The organism is Hahella sp. NS-SX17 (assembly GCF_057367735.1).
Genome location: NZ_CM170632.1, coordinates 6,854,433 through 6,872,632, shown reverse-complemented (window position 1 = coordinate 6,872,632; position 18,200 = coordinate 6,854,433). Strand labels below are relative to the sequence as shown.

Here is an 18,200-nt window from a genome sequence, read left to right as displayed (position 1 = left end):
GCCTTGACTCGTTGAATGGGCGTCAGTACACTTGGCGCCCTTATTATAGTTGGGCACTAAATATCTATCTGTTGTTAACGGAGTAAGCTTGAATGGCAACCATTAACCAATTGGTGCGTAAGCCTAGAAGCCGTAAGGTCGCAAAGAGCGATGTTCCCGCGCTTCAAGGTTGTCCGCAGCGTCGCGGCGTATGTACCCGTGTTTATACGACTACCCCTAAGAAGCCAAACTCAGCTTTGCGGAAAGTATGTCGTGTTCGTTTAACAAACGGCTATGAAGTAACTTCCTACATTGGTGGTGAAGGTCATAACCTACAAGAACACAGCGTTGTATTGATTCGCGGCGGCCGGGTAAAAGACTTGCCGGGTGTGCGTTATCATACTGTTCGCGGTACTTTGGATACTGCAGGCGTAAACGATCGTAGACAGGGTCGTTCTAAATACGGCGCCAAGCGTCCGAAGTCTTGATAACATTTACTGGATAAGAGTAAGGCTGGTTGGCGTTAAGCTATGCCAGATTTACCTGAAGACCTTTTTTATTTTTGAGGGCTTATCATGCCAAGAAGAAGAGTCGCTGCGAAGCGTGAAATCCTGCCGGACCCTAAATTCGGAAGTAAGAAGCTGGCTAAGTTCATTAACCACGTAATGGAAAGTGGTAAGAAGTCAGTGGCTGAGCGTATTGTTTATGGTGCTCTGGATATTGTGTCCAACAAAGCAAAAAAAGAGCCGATTGAAACATTTGAGCTTGCTCTAGAAAATATTCAGCCTCTAGTTGAAGTTAAATCTCGTCGTGTAGGTGGCGCTACTTATCAGGTTCCCGTAGAAGTTCGCCCATCCCGTCAGATGGCGCTTTCTATGCGTTGGTTGGTTGAGTACTCCCGTAAGCGTGGAGAAAAGTCCATGGCTGCGCGTTTGGCGGCGGAAATGTTGGAAGCGGCTGAAGGTCGCGGAGCTGCTGTCAAGAAGCGTGAAGACGTCCATCGTATGGCGGAAGCTAACAAAGCTTTCTCCCATTACCGTTTTTAATCTTTGGAGTAATTAATCGTGGCACGTAAAACTCCCATAGAGCGCTACCGTAATATCGGTATCTGTGCTCATGTTGACGCAGGTAAAACAACGACAACAGAACGTGTTTTGTTTTATACCGGTCTTTCTCACAAGATTGGTGAGGTGCACGACGGCGCGGCGACAATGGATTGGATGGAGCAGGAGCAAGAGCGCGGTATTACTATTACTTCCGCGGCGACAACCTGTTTCTGGGCGGGCATGCAGCAGCAATTTGAACAGCATCGCGTCAACATTATCGACACTCCAGGACACGTTGACTTCACAATTGAAGTTGAGCGCTCCTTGCGTGTTCTTGATGGCGCTGTAGTTGTTCTTTGCGGTTCCTCTGGTGTTCAGCCTCAAACAGAGACGGTATGGCGTCAGGCTAACAAGTACGAAGTTCCTCGCATGGTTTTTGTTAATAAGATGGACCGTGCTGGAGCTAATTTTGAACGTGTTGTTAAGCAGTTGAAGGATCGTCTGGGCGCGACCCCAGTCCCTCTTCAGATGACTATTGGCGCTGAAGATGAGTTCAAGGGCGTTGTGGACTTGGTGAAGATGAAGTCCATTATTTGGAATGAAGCGGATCAGGGTATGACTTTTGAGTACCAGGATATTCCCGCTGATCTTCAGGATAAGTGCGCCCAGCTACGCGAGCAGTTGGTAGAAGCTGCTGCGGAAGCAAACGACGACTACATGAATAAATACCTGGAAGAGGGTGAGTTAACCGAGGAAGAGATCAAGGCTGGGATTCGAGCTCGTACTTTGGCTAACGAAATTGTCCCGGTGCTGGGCGGTTCTGCATTTAAGAACAAGGGTGTTCAAGCGGTGCTTGACGCAGTTATTGAATACCTGCCTTCTCCTACTGAAGTAAAGGCTATTGAAGGTATTTTGGATGATGGCGAGACTGTTGCAGTGCGCAAGTCTGATGATAACGAGCCGTTTTCTGCCCTGGCGTTCAAGATTGCTACAGACCCATTTGTCGGTACGCTGACTTTCATTCGGGTTTACTCCGGCATTCTTGCATCCGGAACTGGTGTTTATAACCCGGTCAAGAGCAAGAAGGAACGTATCGGTCGTATGGTGCAGATGCATTCAAACAACCGTGAAGAAATTAAAGAAGTGCGAGCTGGCGATATTGCCGCAATGATCGGGCTTAAAGATGTCACCACTGGTGATACGTTGTGTGATCCGGACAATGTGATCACTTTGGAGCGTATGGAGTTCCCGGACCCGGTTATTTCCGTTGCTGTTGAGCCGAAGTCTAAAGCCGATCAGGAAAAAATGGGTATTGCTCTGGGCAAGCTTGCGCAGGAAGATCCATCTTTCCGCGTCAAGACTGATGAGGAGACAGGGCAGACTATTATTTCCGGTATGGGTGAGCTTCACCTTGATATTATCGTAGACCGGATGCGTCGCGAATTTAAAGTTGAGGCGAATATTGGTAAGCCTCAGGTAGCTTACAGAGAAGCTATCCGTAATACCTGTGAAATTGAAGGTAAATTCGTTCGTCAGTCTGGTGGTCGCGGACAGTACGGTCACGTATGGATCAAGTTCGAGCCCCGTGCGGAAGGCGAAGGGCTGGAGTTTGTTAATGAAATTGTTGGTGGTGTTGTTCCAAAGGAATACATTCCTGCAATTCAGAAGGGTATCGAAGAGCAGATGCAGAACGGTATCTTGGCTGGCTATCCATTGCTGGCTTTGAAGGCGACCGTATTTGATGGATCCTACCACGACGTTGACTCTAACGAGATGGCGTTTAAAATTGCCGCCAGCATGGCTACGAAGCAGCTTGCAGGCAAGGGTGGTGCCGTACTGCTTGAGCCTATTATGAAGGTTGAGGTGGTCACTCCTGAAGAAAATATGGGTGACGTAGTAGGTGATTTGAACCGGCGTCGCGGCTTGATTCAGGGTATGGATGAAAGCGTGTCTGGTAAGGTTGTGAATGCGGAAGTGCCTTTGGCCGAGATGTTCGGTTATGCAACTGACTTGCGCTCTGCGACTCAAGGTCGTGCAACATACACAATGGAGTTTGCTCAATACTCGGAAGCTCCAAATAATGTTGCTGAAGCTATTATTAGCGCACGCAGCAAATAGTTTAATCATTCGTAGTTGAAACTTTTTAGAATAGTGATTTAGAGAGGAACTAACTGTGGCAAAAGAAAAGTTTGAACGCAGCAAGCCGCACGTAAACGTAGGCACCATTGGTCACGTTGACCACGGTAAGACTACTTTGACAGCGGCCTTGACCCGCGTATGTTCTGAAGTTTGGGGTGGTCAAGCGGTGGCGTTTGACGGTATCGATAATGCTCCAGAGGAAAAGGCGCGTGGTATCACTATCGCGACTTCTCACGTTGAGTACGAATCCCCCATTCGTCACTATGCGCACGTTGACTGCCCTGGGCACGCTGACTATGTGAAAAACATGATCACTGGCGCTGCTCAGATGGACGGTGCAATTTTGGTTTGTTCGGCGGCTGACGGCCCTATGCCTCAGACTCGTGAGCATATCCTGTTGGCGCGCCAGGTTGGCGTTCCTTATATCGTCGTGTTCCTGAATAAAGCGGACATGGTTGATGATGAAGAGCTGCTTGAGTTGGTTGAGATGGAAGTTCGCGACCTGTTGAGTCAGTACGAATTCCCAGGTGACGATACTCCGATTATTGTTGGTTCAGCGCTGCTGGCGTTGGAAGGCAAAGATGATAACGGCATGGGTACTAGCGCTGTTAAGAAGCTGGTTGAGACTCTGGATGCTTATATTCCTGAGCCTGAGCGTGCAATCGACAAGCCGTTCCTGATGCCGATTGAGGACGTATTCTCTATCTCTGGTCGCGGTACGGTTGTGACTGGTCGTGTAGAGCGCGGTATCATCAAGGTTGGTGAGGAAGTTGAAATTGTTGGTATTAAAGATACCACTAAGACTACCTGTACTGGTGTTGAGATGTTCCGTAAGCTGCTGGACGAAGGTCGTGCAGGTGAGAACGTTGGCGTATTGTTGCGCGGCACTAAGCGTGACGACGTCGAGCGTGGTCAAGTGTTGGCTAAGCCAGGCACAATTACTCCACACACCGTTTTTGAGTCAGAAGTATACGTTCTGAGCAAGGATGAAGGTGGTCGTCACACGCCTTTCTTTAAAGGTTATCGTCCTCAGTTCTACTTCCGTACTACGGACGTGACTGGTGCATGTGAGCTGCCTGAAGGCGTAGAGATGGTTATGCCTGGTGATAACGTGAAAATGAAAGTCAGCCTGATCGCTCCGATCGCGATGGAAGAAGGTTTGCGCTTCGCGATTCGCGAAGGTGGGCGTACAGTTGGTGCTGGCGTTGTTGCTAAAATTTTCGAGTAAAACAAGTCGGCTATAAGAAAAGGGGGAGTTAGCTCCCCCTTTTTTATTGAGCTGTTTAAAAAGTGCTCTTGACAGGAAATGGCCAGCTGCTTAAAATGCGGCTCCTTTTTGTAGGGTATGGCTGTCTTCCGTCGTCGGATTCGGAGTAAATAAATGCAAGGCCAGAAAATTAGAATCAGGCTAAAAGCGTTCGACTATCGCTTAATCGATCAGTCTACGCAAGAAATCGTAGATACGGCAAAACGTACTGGTGCGCAAGTTCGCGGGCCAATTCCTTTGCCAACTAAAAAGGAGCGCTTTACGGTGCTAATCTCTCCGCACGTAAATAAAGATGCGCGCGATCAGTATGAGATTCGTACTCATAAGCGTTTGTTGGATATTGTTGAGCCTACAGAGAAAACTGTAGATGCACTAATGAAGTTAGATCTTGCTGCTGGTGTTGATGTTCAGATTAGCTTGGGCTAAGCAAGGTTGGCGCGTATAGCGTCGCTTCATTGGTGTAACACTTTTGTATGTGGCCATAGAGGGTGAAAGCCCCGTGCACTAAGAGGTGAAAAATGGCGATTGGTTTAGTCGGCCGTAAGGCTGGCATGACTCGTTTGTTTGAAGATGACGGCGCAGCCGTCCCGGTCACTGTGATTCAAGTCGAAAAGAACGTTATCGCTCAAGTTAAAAGTCTTGAGGTTGACGGGTATCGCGCGATTCAAGTGACTTCTGGCTCAGTTAAAGCGTCTCGCGTAAATAAGCCCATGGCTGGCCACTTTGCTAAGGCCGGTGTGGAAGCTGGACGTGTTGTTTGTGAATTTACTTTGGACGCCTCTGACTCGGCTGAGTACAAGGTTGGCGACGAAGTCCCTGTCTCTATTTTTGAAGCCGGACAAAAAGTAGATGTGTCTGGGCGTTCAAAAGGTAAAGGTTTTGCTGGCGTTATCAAACGTTGGAACTTTTCTACTCAAGACGCTACTCACGGTAACTCTCTTTCTCATCGCGCTCCTGGCTCTATTGGCCAGAACCAGTCCCCTGGACGTGTGTTCAAAGGCAAAAAAATGGCCGGCCAGATGGGTAATAAAAACGTCACCGTACAGACTCTTAAAGTGGTAAGAGTCGACGAAGAGAAAGGTCTGCTTCTAATTAAGGGCGCAGTTCCTGGAGCGACCGGCGCAGACGTGGTTATCAAGCCCGCGGTTAAAGCATAAGAGGGGTGAGAGATGGAGTTAACGATTAACGGTGCGGGTAAGGGTACTGTCTCGGTATCTGACGTAGCCTTTGCAAGAGATTTTAACGAAGCTCTGGTTCACCAAGTGGTTACTGCTTATTTGGCTGGCGGTCGTCAGGGTTCAAAAGCCCAGAAGACACGGTCGCAGGTTAGTGGCGGTGGTAAGAAACCATGGCGTCAGAAAGGGAGTGGTCGTGCTCGTGCGGGCACTATCCGTAGTCCTATCTGGAGAGGCGGCGGCAAAACGTTTGCGGCCACCCCGCAAGATCACTCTCAAAAAGTGAACAAAAAGATGTACCGTGCTGCGATGCAATCTATCTTGTCAGAGCTTGTGAGACAGGAACGGTTGGTTGTTGTAGAAGAAATGGCGGTAGATGCACCTAAGACCAAGCAGTTCAATACGAAATTGAAGGATCTTGGTTTAGAGAGCGTATTAATTGTAGCGGATGCGGTTGATCAAAACCTGTATTTGGCTTCCCGTAACATTCCGCATGTCGACGTGTGTGACGCTGTTGCTATTAACCCTGTCAGCCTTATCGCGCATGACAAGGTCTTGGTTACAGTTTCTGCGCTTAAGAAAATTGAGGAGATGTTGGGATGAACCAAGAAAGGCTCTATAAGGTTTTGCTTGGGCCCCATATTTCGGAAAAGGCCACATTGTTAGCGGAAATCAACAATCAGGTGGTCTTCCGTGTGGCGGCCGATGCTAAAAAGCCCGAGATTAAGAAAGCTGTTGAAGCTTTGTTTGATGTTAAGGTTGAGTCGGTGCAGGTGGTGAATATCAAAGGCAAAACCAAGCGCACAGCGCGTGGTATGGGTAAGCGCAATGATGTTCGCAAGGCATATGTTCGTCTTGCCTCCGGTCAATCTATCGATTTTGTAGATGTCGAGTAAGGGGGGAGCGAAAATGCCAGTTGTTAAAACGAAACCAACATCTCCCGGTCGTAGACATGTAGTCGCCGTTACTAACCCGGCTCTGCATAAAGGCGCTCCATTGGCGTCGTTGACTGAGAAGAAACGCAAAAACGGCGGCCGAAATAATGCTGGTCGTATTACTGTCCGCCACCAAGGCGGCGGGCATAAGCAGCTTTATCGCGTTATTGACTTTAAGCGGACGAAAGATGGTATTCCTGCCGTCGTTGAACGTTTGGAATATGATCCTAACCGTACTGCGCACATCGCCCTGTTGAAGTATGCAGACGGTGAACGTCGTTACATTATCGCTCCCAAAGGCGTGTCAGTAGGCGATGCGATTGCTTCTGGTCAAGAAGCGCCGATTCGCGTAGGTAGCTGTCTGCCTCTGAGAAATATTCCAGTAGGCTCTGTCGTTCACTGTATCGAAATGAAGCCAGGTAAAGGCGCCCAAATCGCTAGAAGTGCAGGCGCGTCTGCGCAGGTAGTGGCTCGCGAAGGCGCTTATGCCACTATTCGTTTGCGCTCTGGTGAAATGCGCAAGGTCCTTGTTGAATGTCGTGCGACCTTGGGTGAAGTGTCCAATAGCGAGAACAACCTGCGTGTATACGGAAAAGCCGGTGCAAAACGTTGGCGTGGAGTAAGACCCACCGTTCGTGGTACTGCGATGAACCCGGTTGACCACCCGCACGGTGGTGGTGAAGGGCGTAACTTCGGTAAGCACCCGGTTACACCTTGGGGTGTTCCTACGAAGGGTTATAAAACTCGTAAGAACAAGCGTACAGACAAAATGATTGTGCGTCGTCGCAAAGCTAAGTAAGGGGGTGTCTAGTGCCACGTTCTTTAAAGAAAGGTCCATTTATTGATCTTCACCTTCTCAAGAAAGTGGAGACAGCGGTAGAAGTCAAAGACAAGAAGCCAATTAAAACTTGGTCGCGTCGCTCCACCATTTTTCCAGAAATGGTTGGCTTGACTATCGCAGTTCATAACGGTCGTCAACATGTCCCTGTCTATGTGACTGAAGACATGGTCGGCCACAAACTGGGTGAATTTGCAGCCACACGTACTTATCGCGGACACGCTGCAGACAAGAAAGCTAAACGGTAAGAGGGTATAGAGATGGAAGTAGCGGCAAAATTATTTGGTGCTCGCTTATCTGCTCAGAAAGCTCGTTTAGTTGCAGATCAGGTGCGCGGTAAGCGGGTTGAAGAAGCGTTGGACATTTTGACCTTTAGTCCCAAAAAGGCGTCCAGCATCATCAAGAAGGTGCTGGAGTCAGCTATCGCTAATGCTGAGCATAACGAAGGGCTGGATGTTGATGAGCTGAAGGTGGCCACTATCTGCGTGGACGAAGGTCCTACAATGAAGCGGATTAAGCCTAGAGCGAAAGGTCGGGCGGATCGCATTTTCAAGCGGACTTGCCATATCACCGTCAAGGTAGCCGAAGAGTAGGAGATAGCAGATGGGTCAAAAGGTTAATCCAGTCGGTATTCGACTGGGGATTGTTAAAGATCACAATTCAGTCTGGTACGCAGACAAAAAGAACTATTCAGATCATTTGCTGACTGATATTAAGGTTCGCGAGTTTCTGATGAAGAAGCTTGAAAAGGCTTCTGTTAGCAAGGTCATCATCGAGCGTCCGCCACAAAACGCAAAAATTACCATCCACACTGCCCGTCCAGGCATCGTGATTGGTAAGAAAGGCGAAGACGTTGATAAGCTTCGTCAAGAAGTGGGCGAGTTGATGAAAGTGCCTGTGCACATCAACATTGAAGAGATTCGTAAGCCTGATTTGGATGCCAAACTGGTTGCTGCTGGCGTTGCTGGCCAGTTGGAGCGCCGCGTTATGTTCCGTCGCGCGATGAAGCGCGCTGTGCAGAATGCGATGCGCCAAGGCGCCAAGGGTATCAAAATTCAAGTTGGCGGCCGTTTGGGCGGTGCAGAGATTGCTCGTACTGAATGGTACCGTGAAGGTCGGGTGCCTTTGCATACTCTTCGTGCAGATATTGATTACGCTACGCACGAAGCGCACACCACCTACGGTGTGATTGGTGTAAAGGTATGGATCTTTAAGGGCGAAATCCTGGGTGGCATCGAACAGGTTCGCGCTGAAAAGAAAGCAGCTAAAAAGAAAAGTTCTAAGTAGGGGGCAGTGAAATGTTGCAACCTAAGCGTACGAAATTCCGCAAGGTCCATAAAGGCCGTAACACTGGTCTGGCTCAGCGCGGAAACAAAGTAAGTTTTGGTGAATTTGGTTTAAAAGCGACTGGACGTGGACGTATAACTGCCCGACAAATCGAAGCAGCACGTCGTACCATGACTCGTCGTATTAAGCGTGGCGGTAAAATCTGGATTCGAATCTTTCCAGACAAGCCGATTACCAAGAAACCTCTCGAAGTCCGTATGGGTAAAGGTAAGGGCCCAGTTGAGTACTGGGTAGCCGAAATCGAGCCAGGTCGCATGCTGTACGAGATGGAAGGGGTAAGCGAGGAATTGGCCCGCGAGGCGTTTACGCTTGCAGCGGCTAAACTTCCTGTCGCAACTACTTTTGTGACAAGAACGGTGATGTAAATGAAAGCTGCAGAATTGAGAAACAAAACTCAGGAAGAGCTCAGTAACGAACTGATCTCTTTGTTGAAAGAGCAATTCAACTTGCGGATGCGCAAGGCGACGGGCCAATTAAATCAAGTCCATCTTCTGCGCAAAGTTCGTCGTGACATTGCTCGTGTCAAGACAGTCTTAAATCAGAAGGCAGGTGAGTGATATGAGCGCGAACGAAAAGAGCGTGCGCACTGAGACCGGTAAGGTTGTTAGTGACAAGATGGATAAGTCCATTGTGGTCCTGGTTGAACGCCGCGTGAAACACCCCCTGTACGGCAAGTATGTTAAGCGCTCAAGCAAGCTTCATGCTCATGACGAGAACAATGAGTGTCGCATCGGCGATACTGTTCAAGTTCAGGAGTCACGTCCTCTTTCCAAGACTAAGTCATGGAAGCTTGTGAACATTGTTGAGCGGGCCGAAAAAGTCTAGTCAAGCAAAAGCTGTTAGGTGGAGATAACCGATGATTCAGACGCAAACCGTGCTTGACGTGGCCGACAACAGCGGAGCCCGTCGAGTAATGTGTATTAAAGTGCTGGGTGGTTCACACCGTCGTTACGCAAGTATCGGCGACGTGATCAAAGTTTCCGTAAAGGAAGCGATCCCCCGCGGAAAAGTAAAGAAAGGTCAGGTTCTGAAAGCCGTTGTAGTGCGCACACGTAAGGGCGTACGTAGACAGGATGGTTCCTTGATTCGTTTTGATGGCAATGCCGCTGTTCTTTTGAATAACCAGGAACAGCCCATCGGCACTCGTATCTTTGGGCCGGTGACTCGGGAACTGCGTGGCGAGAAATTTATGAAAATTATCTCGCTGGCCCCGGAAGTGCTATAGGAGTCAGACCAAACATGAACAAGATCAGAAAAGGCGACGATGTTGTCGTCATAGCAGGCAGAGATAAAGGGAAGCGCGGTAAAGTTAATCGCGTCCAGAAAGACGGTAAGCTGGTTGTCAGCGGCGTCAATATGGTTAAGCGTCATACCAAGCCAAACCCTATGCTAGGTACTGCTGGCGGCATCGTCGAAAAAGAGGCGCCCATTCAAGCTTCAAACGTGGCGATCTTTAATTCAGCCACCAATAAGCCTGATCGTATTGGCTTTAAGATTCTTGAAGACGGTAAGAAAGTGCGCATCTTCAAGTCGACAAACGAACTTGTCGATAACTAAAGGTTAGGTGGTTGATTATGCCAAAGTATAAAGAGGTATATCAGAAAGAGGTTATCCCTGCGCTGATGAAGGAGTTGTCCTATAGCAGCGTAATGCAGGTGCCTCGTATTGAGAAGATTACCCTTAACATGGGTGTCGGCGAAGCTCTTGGCGATAAGAAGCAGATTGAAGCTGCGACTGCGGACTTGGAGGCAATTACCGGACAAAAAGCGGTAGTAACCAAAGCTCGTAGATCTGTAGCAGGCTTCAAGATCCGTCAAGGCTTTCCTATCGGTTGCAAAGTTACTTTGCGTGGCGATCGTATGTGGGAGTTCTTTGAACGTTTAGTGGATGTAGCTATTCCCCGTGTGCGTGACTTCCGTGGCTTGAACCAGAAGTCATTCGATGGACGTGGAAACTACTCCATGGGTGTTAAGGAACAGATTATCTTCCCGGAAATCGATTACGATAAAATCGACAAAGTTCGCGGGATGGACATCACCATAACGACTTCCGCAAACACTGACGAAGAAGGCAGAGCGCTGCTTAGCGCTTTCAGCTTCCCGTTCAGAAAATAAGGTGAACTGATATGGCAAAAGTTGGAATGCGCGAGCGTGAGCTCAAGCGTGAAAAAACCGTAGCGAAATACGCTGAAAAGCGCGCTGCGTTGAAGGCCATTATTGCAAATCCGAATGTCTCTGATGAAGAGCGTTGGGAAGCGCAGATGAAGTTACAGAAGCTACCGAGAGATGCTAGTCCCTCAAGACTGCGTAATCGTTGCCAAGTGACTGGTCGTCCGCATGCGGTATTGAGAAAGTTCCGTTTGTCTCGTATCAAGCTTCGCGAAGCCGCTATGCGCGGTGATGTGCCAGGCTTGAAAAAGGCTAGCTGGTAACGCTCGACCGTTGGTAAGCGCCTTTCGGTCGTATGGCCGAAAGCGCTGCACAACTAAAATGTTTGGAGCAAATAAATGAGTATGCAAGATACCTTGGCGGATATGTTTACCCGTATCCGTAACGCGCAGATGGCGGAGAAAGAAACTGTGCGTATGCCCTCCTCAAAGATGAAGGTCGCTGTGGCTAACGTTTTGAAGGAAGAAGGCTTTATCACTGACTTTAAAGCCAGTGAAGATGTGAAGCCTGTTCTAGAGATCACTTTAAAGTACTATCAAGGCGCTCCGGTTATTGAAAATATCAGCCGTGTGAGCCGCCCAGGTCTGCGCCAGTACAAAGCCGCAAATGATCTGCCTACCGTAAACGGTGGTCTGGGAATCGCGATTGTATCCACTTCCAAAGGCGTTATGACTGATAGAGCAGCTCGTAAAGCCGGCGTTGGTGGCGAAGTTATTTGTACCGTCTTCTAGGAGTGAATCATGTCTAGGGTAGCAAAAAATCCAGTACAGATTCCCGCTGGCGTAGAGGTTAAGTTCGACGGTCGGCTGGTAAATATCAAGGGCGGCAAAGGCGCTCTTTCTCTGTCTGTTCATCCTTCTGTTGAAGTTAAGCAGGAAGATGGTGTATTGACCTTTGGGCCTAAGGAAGGCTCCAACCAAGCTCGGGCTTTGGCTGGAACCACTCGTGCGCTGATCAACAACATGGTTCTTGGTGTAACCCAAGGCTTTGAGCGTAAGCTTGAGTTAATCGGCGTAGGTTATAGAGCGCAGGCTCAAGGCAAGGCGATCAACCTGACTCTTGGTTTCTCACACCCTGTAGTATTCGAAATTCCTGAGGGAATTACAGCTGAGACTCCCACCCAAACTGAGATTGTTATTCGTGGTATCGATAAACAAAAGGTTGGGCAGGTTGCTGCTGAAATCCGTAGTATCAGACCGCCTGAACCATATAAAGGAAAGGGTGTTCGCTACTCCGGCGAGCAAGTTCGAGTTAAAGAAGCTAAGAAGAAGTAGGGCGCGGCTATGAGTGACAAAAAGATTTCTCGGTTACGTCGGGCTAAGAAAACCCGCTATAAAATTCGTGAACTCGGTGTCGATAGATTGAGTATCAATCGGACGCCGCGTCATATCTACGCACAGATCATCAGTGCGGATGGAAGCAAGGTTTTGGCTACAGCTTCCACTTTGGATAAAGATTTGCGTGCAGGCGCTACCGGCAACGTAGAAGCTGCAGGTAAAGTTGGCGCCATGATCGCGGAAAGAGCTAAGGCTGCAGGCATTACCAAAGTGGCTTTTGACCGTTCCGGCTTCAAGTACCATGGTCGTGTAAAGGCGTTAGCTGATGCTGCGCGGGAAAACGGACTCGAGTTTTAAGAGGTTGAATGTATGACAAATAACGAGCAGCAAAAAGGAGCCGAGCTCCAAGAGAAGCTTGTTCAGGTCAACCGTGTGGCTAAGGTTGTTAAAGGTGGTCGTATTTTCGGCTTCACAGCTTTGACCGTAGTTGGCGATGGGAACGGTAAAGTAGGATTTGGTCGTGGTAAAGCGCGTGAAGTGCCTGTTGCTATTCAAAAAGCGATGGACGCCGCCCGTAAAAACATGATCACTGTAACTCTGAACGGCAATACATTGCAGTACCCGGTTAAGGCTCGCCATGGCTCCGCCAAGGTGTTTATGCAGCCTGCATCGGAAGGTACTGGTATTATTGCTGGCGGCGCAATGCGCGCTGTGCTGGAAGTAGCTGGCGTACAGAACGTATTGGCTAAGTGTTACGGTTCAACCAACCCTGTTAACGTTGTTCGCGCCACGTTTGAAGGCTTGAAAGCCATGCAAGCTCCTGAGGAGATTGCAGCCAAGCGTGGTAAGACTGTGGAAGAGATTCTGGGGTAAGTCATGGCCAATGCAGCAAAGACTATTAAAGTAACTCTGGTAAAGAGTACTATCGGAATCCTGCCTAAGCATAAAGATTGCGTTCGCGGTTTGGGTCTGAGAAAAATTAATCATACTGTGGAAGTAGAAGATACTGCTGCTGTAAGAGGTATGATTAACAAGGTTAATTATCTGGTGAAGGTGGAAGGAGAGTAATATGAAAATGAATACTCTCAAGCCGGCGGAAGGTTCCAAACAGTCACCTAAGCGACTGGGTCGTGGGATCGGTAGCGGGTTGGGTAAAACCGGTGGTCGTGGTCATAAAGGTCAAACTTCCCGCTCTGGCGGAACCATTAGGCCAGGCTTCGAAGGCGGTCAACAGCCTTTGCAGCGTCGTCTGCCAAAATTCGGCTTCACCTCACGGGTTGGCCGTTTCTCTGAAGAAGTGAGACTGAACGAAATCGACAGTCTTGGTACTGATATCATCGACTTAGCGGCCTTGAAAGCAGCTAATATCGTTGACCAGCAGGCTAAGCAGGTCAAGGTTATTCTGTCCGGAGAGATTACCCGAGCGGTGACTGTTAAAGGACTGAAAGTGACCAAAGGCGCGCAAGAAGCAATCCAAGCCGCAGGTGGCAAAGTCGAGGAATAAATGGCCAAACTAAACGCATTACCCGCAGGTGCAGGTAAAGGCCTTGCCGAGCTTCGAGCTCGGCTTTGGTTTGTACTGTTGGCGATACTAGTATATCGAGTAGGCGCTCACATACCTGTACCAGGAATCAATCCTGATAGACTCGCAGCGCTCTTTGATCAGAATCAGGGCACTATCTTGAGCTTGTTTAATATGTTTTCAGGCGGAGCCTTGGAACGTATGAGTATTTTTGCTCTGGGTATCATGCCGTATATTTCTGCATCGATCATTATGCAGTTGTTGACTGTCGTTAGTCCTCAACTGGAGCAGCTGAAGAAAGAGGGAGAGGCGGGTAGGCGTAAGATCAGTCAGTACACGAGATATGGTACTGTGCTACTTGCGACCATCCAGGCGTTTGGTATTTCCGTCGGTCTGGCGAATCAAGGGGTTACCTTTACAGCCGGGCCGAGCTTCTTCTTTGTCGCTGTCGTTACCTTCGTTTGTGGCGCAGTATTTTTGATGTGGGTGGGTGAGCAGATTACTGAGCGAGGTATTGGTAACGGCATTTCGTTGCTAATTTTCGCAGGTATTGTAGCGGGCTTACCTGGTGCGGTCGGTCAGACATTCGAGCAAGCACGTCTTGGCGAAATGAGCGTTTTGACTTTAATTGCCGTTGCTGTGTTTGCAGTTGCAATTATCGCCTTCGTGGTCTTTATGGAGCGTGGACAACGCCGCATTACAATCAATTATGCCCGTCGCCAACAAGGGCGTAAGGTATATGCTCAGCAAAGCAGCCATCTTCCTTTGAAAGTGAATATGGCTGGCGTAATTCCTCCTATATTCGCTTCTAGTATTCTGTTGTTCCCAGCTTCTTTGGGGCAGTGGTTTGGAAAAGGCGAAGGAATGGAGTGGTTGCAGGTTGTTTCGCAGGCGCTTGGTCCAAGCCAGCCGCTATACATTATCCTGTTTGCAATAGCAGTGGTGTTCTTCTGCTTTTTCTACACAGCATTAATGTATAACCCTAAGGAAGTTGCTGACAATCTGAAGCGTTCCGGCGCATTTGTTCCTGGCATTCGTCCAGGAGAAAATACTGCAAAGTATATTGATGGCGTCCTTACCCGATTAACTGTGTTTGGCGCCCTTTATATTGCTGCTGTAGCGTTGCTGCCTCAGTTTTTGGTGGTTTCTTGGAACGTACCATTTTACTTTGGCGGAACTTCCTTATTAATAGTTGTCGTAGTAGTCATGGATTTCATGGCCCAGGTTCAGTCTCATCTGATGTCGCATCAGTATGATTCACTCATGAAGAAGTCTAACCTGAAGAATTACGGCAAAAGCGGTTTGGCCCGATAGTCGAGCAAGTTTTAAAGTAATCGGCGTGAGACTGGAGAATAGCAATGAAAGTTAGAGCATCAGTGAAGAAAATGTGTCGTGGATGCAAAGTTATCCGTCGCAATGGCGCGGTAATGGTAATCTGCAGCACAGAACCAAGACACAAGCAGAAACAAGGCTAATATTTAGCTCGGTTGCTTGATTTGTATACACGAAGGCGCTATCATTCTGCGCCTTTTAATTTGTTGGTAATTGCTACCAATAACATTTACGCGGAGTAAGATGGATGGCACGTATAGCGGGTGTCAATATCCCCGATAACAAGCACACAGAAGTGTCCCTGACCTATATATATGGGATCGGGCGCACCACTTCACGTGGCCTTTGTGAAAGAACCGGCATTAGCCCTCAGTCTAAGGTCAAAGACTTGTCTGAGGAGCAGCTGGACATTCTGAGAAACGAAATCGCCAAGATGGTTGTCGAAGGCGATTTGCGTCGTGAAGTGCAAATGAACATTAAACGGCTGAAGGATCTTGGCTGCTATCGCGGTTTACGTCACCGTCATAGCTTGCCGGTACGAGGGCAGCGCACTAAGACAAATGCGCGCACCCGCAAAGGTCCTCGTAAGCCTATTCGTAAATAAGTATCAGGAATAGAGCATGGCAAAACCAGGTACACGTACCCGTAAAAAGGTGAAAAAGACCGTTGTTGACGGCGTAGCGCATATCCACGCTTCATTCAACAACACTATCGTAACCATTACCGACCGTCAGGGTAATGCTCTTAGCTGGGCGACTTCTGGTGGTTCAGGATTCCGTGGTTCCAGAAAGAGCACACCTTTTGCTGCGCAGGTAGCAGCTGAAAGAGCCGGTAATGCGGCTGCTGAATACGGCCTAAAAAACCTAGATGTTTTGGTTAAAGGACCTGGACCCGGTCGCGAGTCCGCAATTCGTGCATTGAACGCATGTGGGTATAAGATCACTAACATCACTGATGTTACTCCGATCCCACATAACGGATGCCGTCCTCCCAAAAAGCGTCGAGTTTAAAGAGGAAGAAGTCTAATGGCTCGTTATATTGGACCGAAATGTAAATTGTCTCGCCGTGAAGGCACAGACCTGTTTTTGAAGAGCGGAGCTCGCGCGCTTGATAGCAAGTGCAACATGGAGACCGCTCCTGGGCAACATGGCCAACGTCGTGGTCGTCTTTCCGACTATGGCCTGCAGTTGCGTGAGAAACAAAAAGTACGTCGTATGTACGGAGTTCTGGAAAAGCAGTTCCGTAACTACTACAAAGAAGCAGCCCGCATAAAAGGCGCTACAGGCGAAAACTTGCTTCAGTTGTTGGAGCGTCGTCTGGACAACGTTGTGTACCGCATGGGATTCGGCTCCACCCGCTCCGAAGCCCGTCAGCTGGTATCACACAAGGCGATTCTGGTGAATGGTAAGGCCGTAAATATTCCGTCCTATCAGGTCAGGCCTGGTGATGTAGTTAGCATTCGTGAGAAGTCAAAGAATCAGCTTCGCATTAAAGGTTCGCTTGAGTTGGCTGCACAACGCGCAACTCTGGAGTGGATTGAAGTTGATGCTGCGAAAATGTCTGGAACCTTCAAGTCAGTACCTGAACGTTCTGATCTGTCTCCAGATATTAACGAAAACCTGATTGTGGAGCTCTACTCTAAGTAAGGCCAGCAACTAATTTAGCCAGTAGGGGCGTCTATGCAGCGTTCATTAAACGAATTTCTTACACCTCGTACTATCGAGGTGAATCAAATCAATGCGACTCACGCAAAGGTGACCTTGGAGCCGCTCGAACGCGGCTTTGGGCATACTTTAGGAAGTGCATTACGCCGCATTTTGCTGTCTTCAATGCCGGGTTGCGCTGTCGTCGAAGTTGAGATCGACGGCGTTCTTCACGAGTACAGCACCGTAGAAGGTGTGCAGGAAGATGTGATTGAGATTCTTCTGAACCTGAAGAATCTCGCTATCAAAATGCACAACCGCGATGAAGCGACGTTGTCCCTGAACAAGAAGGGTGCTGGTCCAGTATTGGCCAGTGATATCCAACTTGATCATGATGTTGAGATTGCAAACCCAGACATGGTCATTTGCAATCTTAACTCAAATGGCGACGTTAAGATGAAACTGAAAGTGGCTCGTGGGCGTGGTTATGAGCCTGCGGATCAGCGGAACTCAGCTGACGATGAAACAAGAGCAATTGGAAGATTGCAGCTTGATTCCTCATTCAGCCCAGTGCTCCGTGTTGCTTATAACGTTGAAAGCGCTCGGGTTGAGCAGCGTACCGATTTGGACAAGTTAGTTATCGACTTGGAGACAAACGGCACAATCGATCCTGAGGAAGCGATCCGTAGAGCGGCGACAATTCTGCAACAACAGCTAGCTGTCTTTGTAGATTTTGATCAGCAAAATGAGCCAGAAAAAGTTGAAGAGCAAGAGGAAATCGATCCGATTCTTCTGCGGCCGGTTGATGATTTAGAACTGACTGTGCGTTCAGCGAACTGCTTAAAAGCTGAGAACATCTACTATATCGGTGATCTCATTCAACGCACTGAGGTGGAGCTTCTGAAGACTCCTAACCTGGGCAAAAAATCATTAACCGAAATTAAAGACGTGCTTGCATCGCGCGGCTTGTCTTTAGGTATGCGTCTTGAGAATTGGCCTCCAGCCAGCATTCGAGGCGATGATCGGGTATTAGGCGGCTAATGCGCGCCAACAGTGTAGTTGAAGGATAAAGAAGATGCGTCATCTTAAAAGTGGTCGTAAATTTAACCGGACTAGCGCGCATCGCAAGTCGATGTTCCGGAATATGGCGGCATCGTTGGTAGAGCATGAGCTGATCAAAACCACGGTGCCCAAAGCGAAAGAACTGAGAAGAGTGGCTGAGCCGCTGATCACTTTGGCTAAAAGTGATTCTGTTGCAAACCGCCGTCTTGCTTTCTCCCGTCTGAGAAGCAGAGATGCTGTGACCAAGCTGTTCGAAGAGATTGGTCCTCGTTACAAAGATCGCCCTGGTGGTTATCTGCGTATTCTCAAGTGCGGTCTGAGACCGGGCGACAGCGCTCCAATGGCTTTTGTAGAGCTAGTGGACCGTCCGGTAGTTGAAGCCGAAGGCGACAACGAAGAGTAAGTTCTTCTCGGATATTAAAAAGCCGCTTTTTAGCGGCTTTTTTTATGCCTGCATTAGGTTCAGGCAT

General features: G+C 48.7%; 32 protein-coding genes. All 32 read left to right on the top strand.

All coding sequences use genetic code 11. From position 1 onward, the window contains the following. Positions 1–92 precede the first annotated feature (92 nt). The 32 genes from rpsL to rplQ all read left to right on the top strand — a co-directional run bounded on the left by rpsL (position 93) and on the right by rplQ (position 18,133). Positions 93–467, top strand: coding sequence for a 30S ribosomal protein S12 (rpsL, locus tag AC2IBB_RS30855; RefSeq protein WP_127973663.1), 375 nt, complete (start codon positions 93–95; stop codon positions 465–467). An 87-nt stretch (positions 468–554) separates the two neighbouring features. After that, the gene (gene rpsG / locus AC2IBB_RS30850; protein WP_011399924.1) at positions 555–1,025 is read left to right on the top strand and encodes a 30S ribosomal protein S7; all 471 of its coding nucleotides are present in this window, start codon (positions 555–557) and stop codon (positions 1,023–1,025) included. 18 nt (positions 1,026–1,043) lie between these two features. Next, positions 1,044–3,143, top strand: coding sequence for an elongation factor G (gene fusA, locus AC2IBB_RS30845; RefSeq protein WP_486330476.1), 2,100 nt, complete (start codon positions 1,044–1,046; stop codon positions 3,141–3,143). A 55-nt stretch (positions 3,144–3,198) separates the two neighbouring features. After that, positions 3,199–4,392: an elongation factor Tu gene (tuf, locus tag AC2IBB_RS30840; RefSeq protein ID WP_305902780.1), complete on the top strand. Its 1,194-nt coding sequence runs from the start codon at positions 3,199–3,201 to the stop codon at positions 4,390–4,392. Between the two features lie 153 nt (positions 4,393–4,545). Further along, positions 4,546–4,857: a 30S ribosomal protein S10 gene (gene rpsJ, locus AC2IBB_RS30835; RefSeq protein ID WP_011399921.1), complete on the top strand. Its 312-nt coding sequence runs from the start codon at positions 4,546–4,548 to the stop codon at positions 4,855–4,857. Positions 4,858–4,949: 92 nt separating this feature from the next. After that, a complete protein-coding gene (gene rplC / locus AC2IBB_RS30830; RefSeq protein ID WP_486330475.1) occupies positions 4,950–5,588 on the top strand; it encodes a 50S ribosomal protein L3 in 639 nt (212 codons plus the stop codon). Positions 5,589–5,600: 12 nt separating this feature from the next. Next, positions 5,601–6,209, top strand: coding sequence for a 50S ribosomal protein L4 (rplD, locus tag AC2IBB_RS30825; protein WP_486330474.1), 609 nt, complete (start codon positions 5,601–5,603; stop codon positions 6,207–6,209). Further along, complete coding sequence (gene rplW, locus AC2IBB_RS30820) at positions 6,206–6,502, top strand: 50S ribosomal protein L23 (RefSeq protein ID WP_279508552.1); 297 nt, start codon at positions 6,206–6,208, stop codon at positions 6,500–6,502. Before rplD ends, rplW begins: the two co-directional genes overlap by 4 nt. Before the next feature lie 13 nt (positions 6,503–6,515). Beyond that, a complete protein-coding gene (gene rplB / locus AC2IBB_RS30815; protein WP_486330473.1) occupies positions 6,516–7,340 on the top strand; it encodes a 50S ribosomal protein L2 in 825 nt (274 codons plus the stop codon). An 11-nt stretch (positions 7,341–7,351) separates the two neighbouring features. After that, positions 7,352–7,627, top strand: coding sequence for a 30S ribosomal protein S19 (gene rpsS, locus AC2IBB_RS30810; RefSeq protein WP_011399916.1), 276 nt, complete (start codon positions 7,352–7,354; stop codon positions 7,625–7,627). A 12-nt stretch (positions 7,628–7,639) separates the two neighbouring features. Continuing rightward, entirely contained in the window at positions 7,640–7,972 is a 333-nt protein-coding gene (gene rplV / locus AC2IBB_RS30805; RefSeq protein WP_011399915.1) for a 50S ribosomal protein L22, read from the top strand. 10 nt (positions 7,973–7,982) lie between these two features. After that, positions 7,983–8,666: a 30S ribosomal protein S3 gene (rpsC, locus tag AC2IBB_RS30800; protein ID WP_486330472.1), complete on the top strand. Its 684-nt coding sequence runs from the start codon at positions 7,983–7,985 to the stop codon at positions 8,664–8,666. 11 nt (positions 8,667–8,677) lie between these two features. After that, the gene (gene rplP / locus AC2IBB_RS30795; RefSeq protein WP_011399913.1) at positions 8,678–9,091 is read left to right on the top strand and encodes a 50S ribosomal protein L16; all 414 of its coding nucleotides are present in this window, start codon (positions 8,678–8,680) and stop codon (positions 9,089–9,091) included. After that, a complete protein-coding gene (rpmC, locus tag AC2IBB_RS30790) occupies positions 9,092–9,283 on the top strand; it encodes a 50S ribosomal protein L29 (RefSeq protein WP_127973655.1) in 192 nt (63 codons plus the stop codon). Position 9,284: 1 nt separating this feature from the next. Further along, positions 9,285–9,551, top strand: a complete 267-nt coding sequence (rpsQ, locus tag AC2IBB_RS30785; RefSeq protein ID WP_486330471.1) for a 30S ribosomal protein S17 — start codon at positions 9,285–9,287, stop codon at positions 9,549–9,551. Between the two features lie 31 nt (positions 9,552–9,582). Beyond that, the gene (rplN, locus tag AC2IBB_RS30780) at positions 9,583–9,951 is read left to right on the top strand and encodes a 50S ribosomal protein L14 (protein ID WP_011399910.1); all 369 of its coding nucleotides are present in this window, start codon (positions 9,583–9,585) and stop codon (positions 9,949–9,951) included. 14 nt (positions 9,952–9,965) lie between these two features. Beyond that, a complete protein-coding gene (rplX, locus tag AC2IBB_RS30775) occupies positions 9,966–10,283 on the top strand; it encodes a 50S ribosomal protein L24 (protein ID WP_486330470.1) in 318 nt (105 codons plus the stop codon). Positions 10,284–10,300: 17 nt separating this feature from the next. Further along, positions 10,301–10,840 (top strand): 50S ribosomal protein L5, encoded by a 540-nt coding sequence (gene rplE, locus AC2IBB_RS30770; RefSeq protein WP_486330469.1) that lies wholly within the window; start codon positions 10,301–10,303, stop codon positions 10,838–10,840. Positions 10,841–10,851: 11 nt separating this feature from the next. Continuing rightward, positions 10,852–11,157 carry a 30S ribosomal protein S14 gene (gene rpsN, locus AC2IBB_RS30765; protein ID WP_011399907.1) on the top strand — a complete coding sequence of 102 codons (306 nt, stop codon included), beginning with the start codon at positions 10,852–10,854 and terminating at the stop codon, positions 11,155–11,157. A gap of 75 nt (positions 11,158–11,232) precedes the next feature. After that, positions 11,233–11,625 (top strand): 30S ribosomal protein S8, encoded by a 393-nt coding sequence (rpsH, locus tag AC2IBB_RS30760; protein WP_486330468.1) that lies wholly within the window; start codon positions 11,233–11,235, stop codon positions 11,623–11,625. Between the two features lie 9 nt (positions 11,626–11,634). Next, positions 11,635–12,168: a 50S ribosomal protein L6 gene (rplF, locus tag AC2IBB_RS30755; RefSeq protein WP_486330467.1), complete on the top strand. Its 534-nt coding sequence runs from the start codon at positions 11,635–11,637 to the stop codon at positions 12,166–12,168. 9 nt (positions 12,169–12,177) lie between these two features. After that, complete coding sequence (gene rplR, locus AC2IBB_RS30750) at positions 12,178–12,528, top strand: 50S ribosomal protein L18 (RefSeq protein ID WP_011399904.1); 351 nt, start codon at positions 12,178–12,180, stop codon at positions 12,526–12,528. A gap of 12 nt (positions 12,529–12,540) precedes the next feature. Then, positions 12,541–13,044 (top strand): 30S ribosomal protein S5, encoded by a 504-nt coding sequence (gene rpsE / locus AC2IBB_RS30745; protein ID WP_011399903.1) that lies wholly within the window; start codon positions 12,541–12,543, stop codon positions 13,042–13,044. Positions 13,045–13,047: 3 nt separating this feature from the next. Beyond that, the gene (gene rpmD / locus AC2IBB_RS30740) at positions 13,048–13,239 is read left to right on the top strand and encodes a 50S ribosomal protein L30 (protein WP_011399902.1); all 192 of its coding nucleotides are present in this window, start codon (positions 13,048–13,050) and stop codon (positions 13,237–13,239) included. A gap of 1 nt (position 13,240) precedes the next feature. Next, positions 13,241–13,675, top strand: a complete 435-nt coding sequence (gene rplO / locus AC2IBB_RS30735; RefSeq protein ID WP_486330466.1) for a 50S ribosomal protein L15 — start codon at positions 13,241–13,243, stop codon at positions 13,673–13,675. Then, positions 13,676–15,007: a preprotein translocase subunit SecY gene (secY, locus tag AC2IBB_RS30730; RefSeq protein WP_486330465.1), complete on the top strand. Its 1,332-nt coding sequence runs from the start codon at positions 13,676–13,678 to the stop codon at positions 15,005–15,007. It begins immediately after the preceding gene. Between the two features lie 44 nt (positions 15,008–15,051). Beyond that, a complete protein-coding gene (rpmJ, locus tag AC2IBB_RS30725) occupies positions 15,052–15,168 on the top strand; it encodes a 50S ribosomal protein L36 (protein WP_486330464.1) in 117 nt (38 codons plus the stop codon). 104 nt (positions 15,169–15,272) lie between these two features. Then, positions 15,273–15,629, top strand: coding sequence for a 30S ribosomal protein S13 (gene rpsM / locus AC2IBB_RS30720; protein WP_486330463.1), 357 nt, complete (start codon positions 15,273–15,275; stop codon positions 15,627–15,629). Positions 15,630–15,645: 16 nt separating this feature from the next. Further along, positions 15,646–16,035: a 30S ribosomal protein S11 gene (rpsK, locus tag AC2IBB_RS30715; protein ID WP_011399897.1), complete on the top strand. Its 390-nt coding sequence runs from the start codon at positions 15,646–15,648 to the stop codon at positions 16,033–16,035. 15 nt (positions 16,036–16,050) lie between these two features. After that, positions 16,051–16,671 carry a 30S ribosomal protein S4 gene (rpsD, locus tag AC2IBB_RS30710; protein WP_486330462.1) on the top strand — a complete coding sequence of 207 codons (621 nt, stop codon included), beginning with the start codon at positions 16,051–16,053 and terminating at the stop codon, positions 16,669–16,671. A 33-nt stretch (positions 16,672–16,704) separates the two neighbouring features. Continuing rightward, positions 16,705–17,709: a DNA-directed RNA polymerase subunit alpha gene (locus tag AC2IBB_RS30705; RefSeq protein ID WP_011399895.1), complete on the top strand. Its 1,005-nt coding sequence runs from the start codon at positions 16,705–16,707 to the stop codon at positions 17,707–17,709. A gap of 34 nt (positions 17,710–17,743) precedes the next feature. Then, the gene (gene rplQ, locus AC2IBB_RS30700; protein WP_486330461.1) at positions 17,744–18,133 is read left to right on the top strand and encodes a 50S ribosomal protein L17; all 390 of its coding nucleotides are present in this window, start codon (positions 17,744–17,746) and stop codon (positions 18,131–18,133) included. The last annotated feature ends 67 nt before the right edge of the window (positions 18,134–18,200 follow it).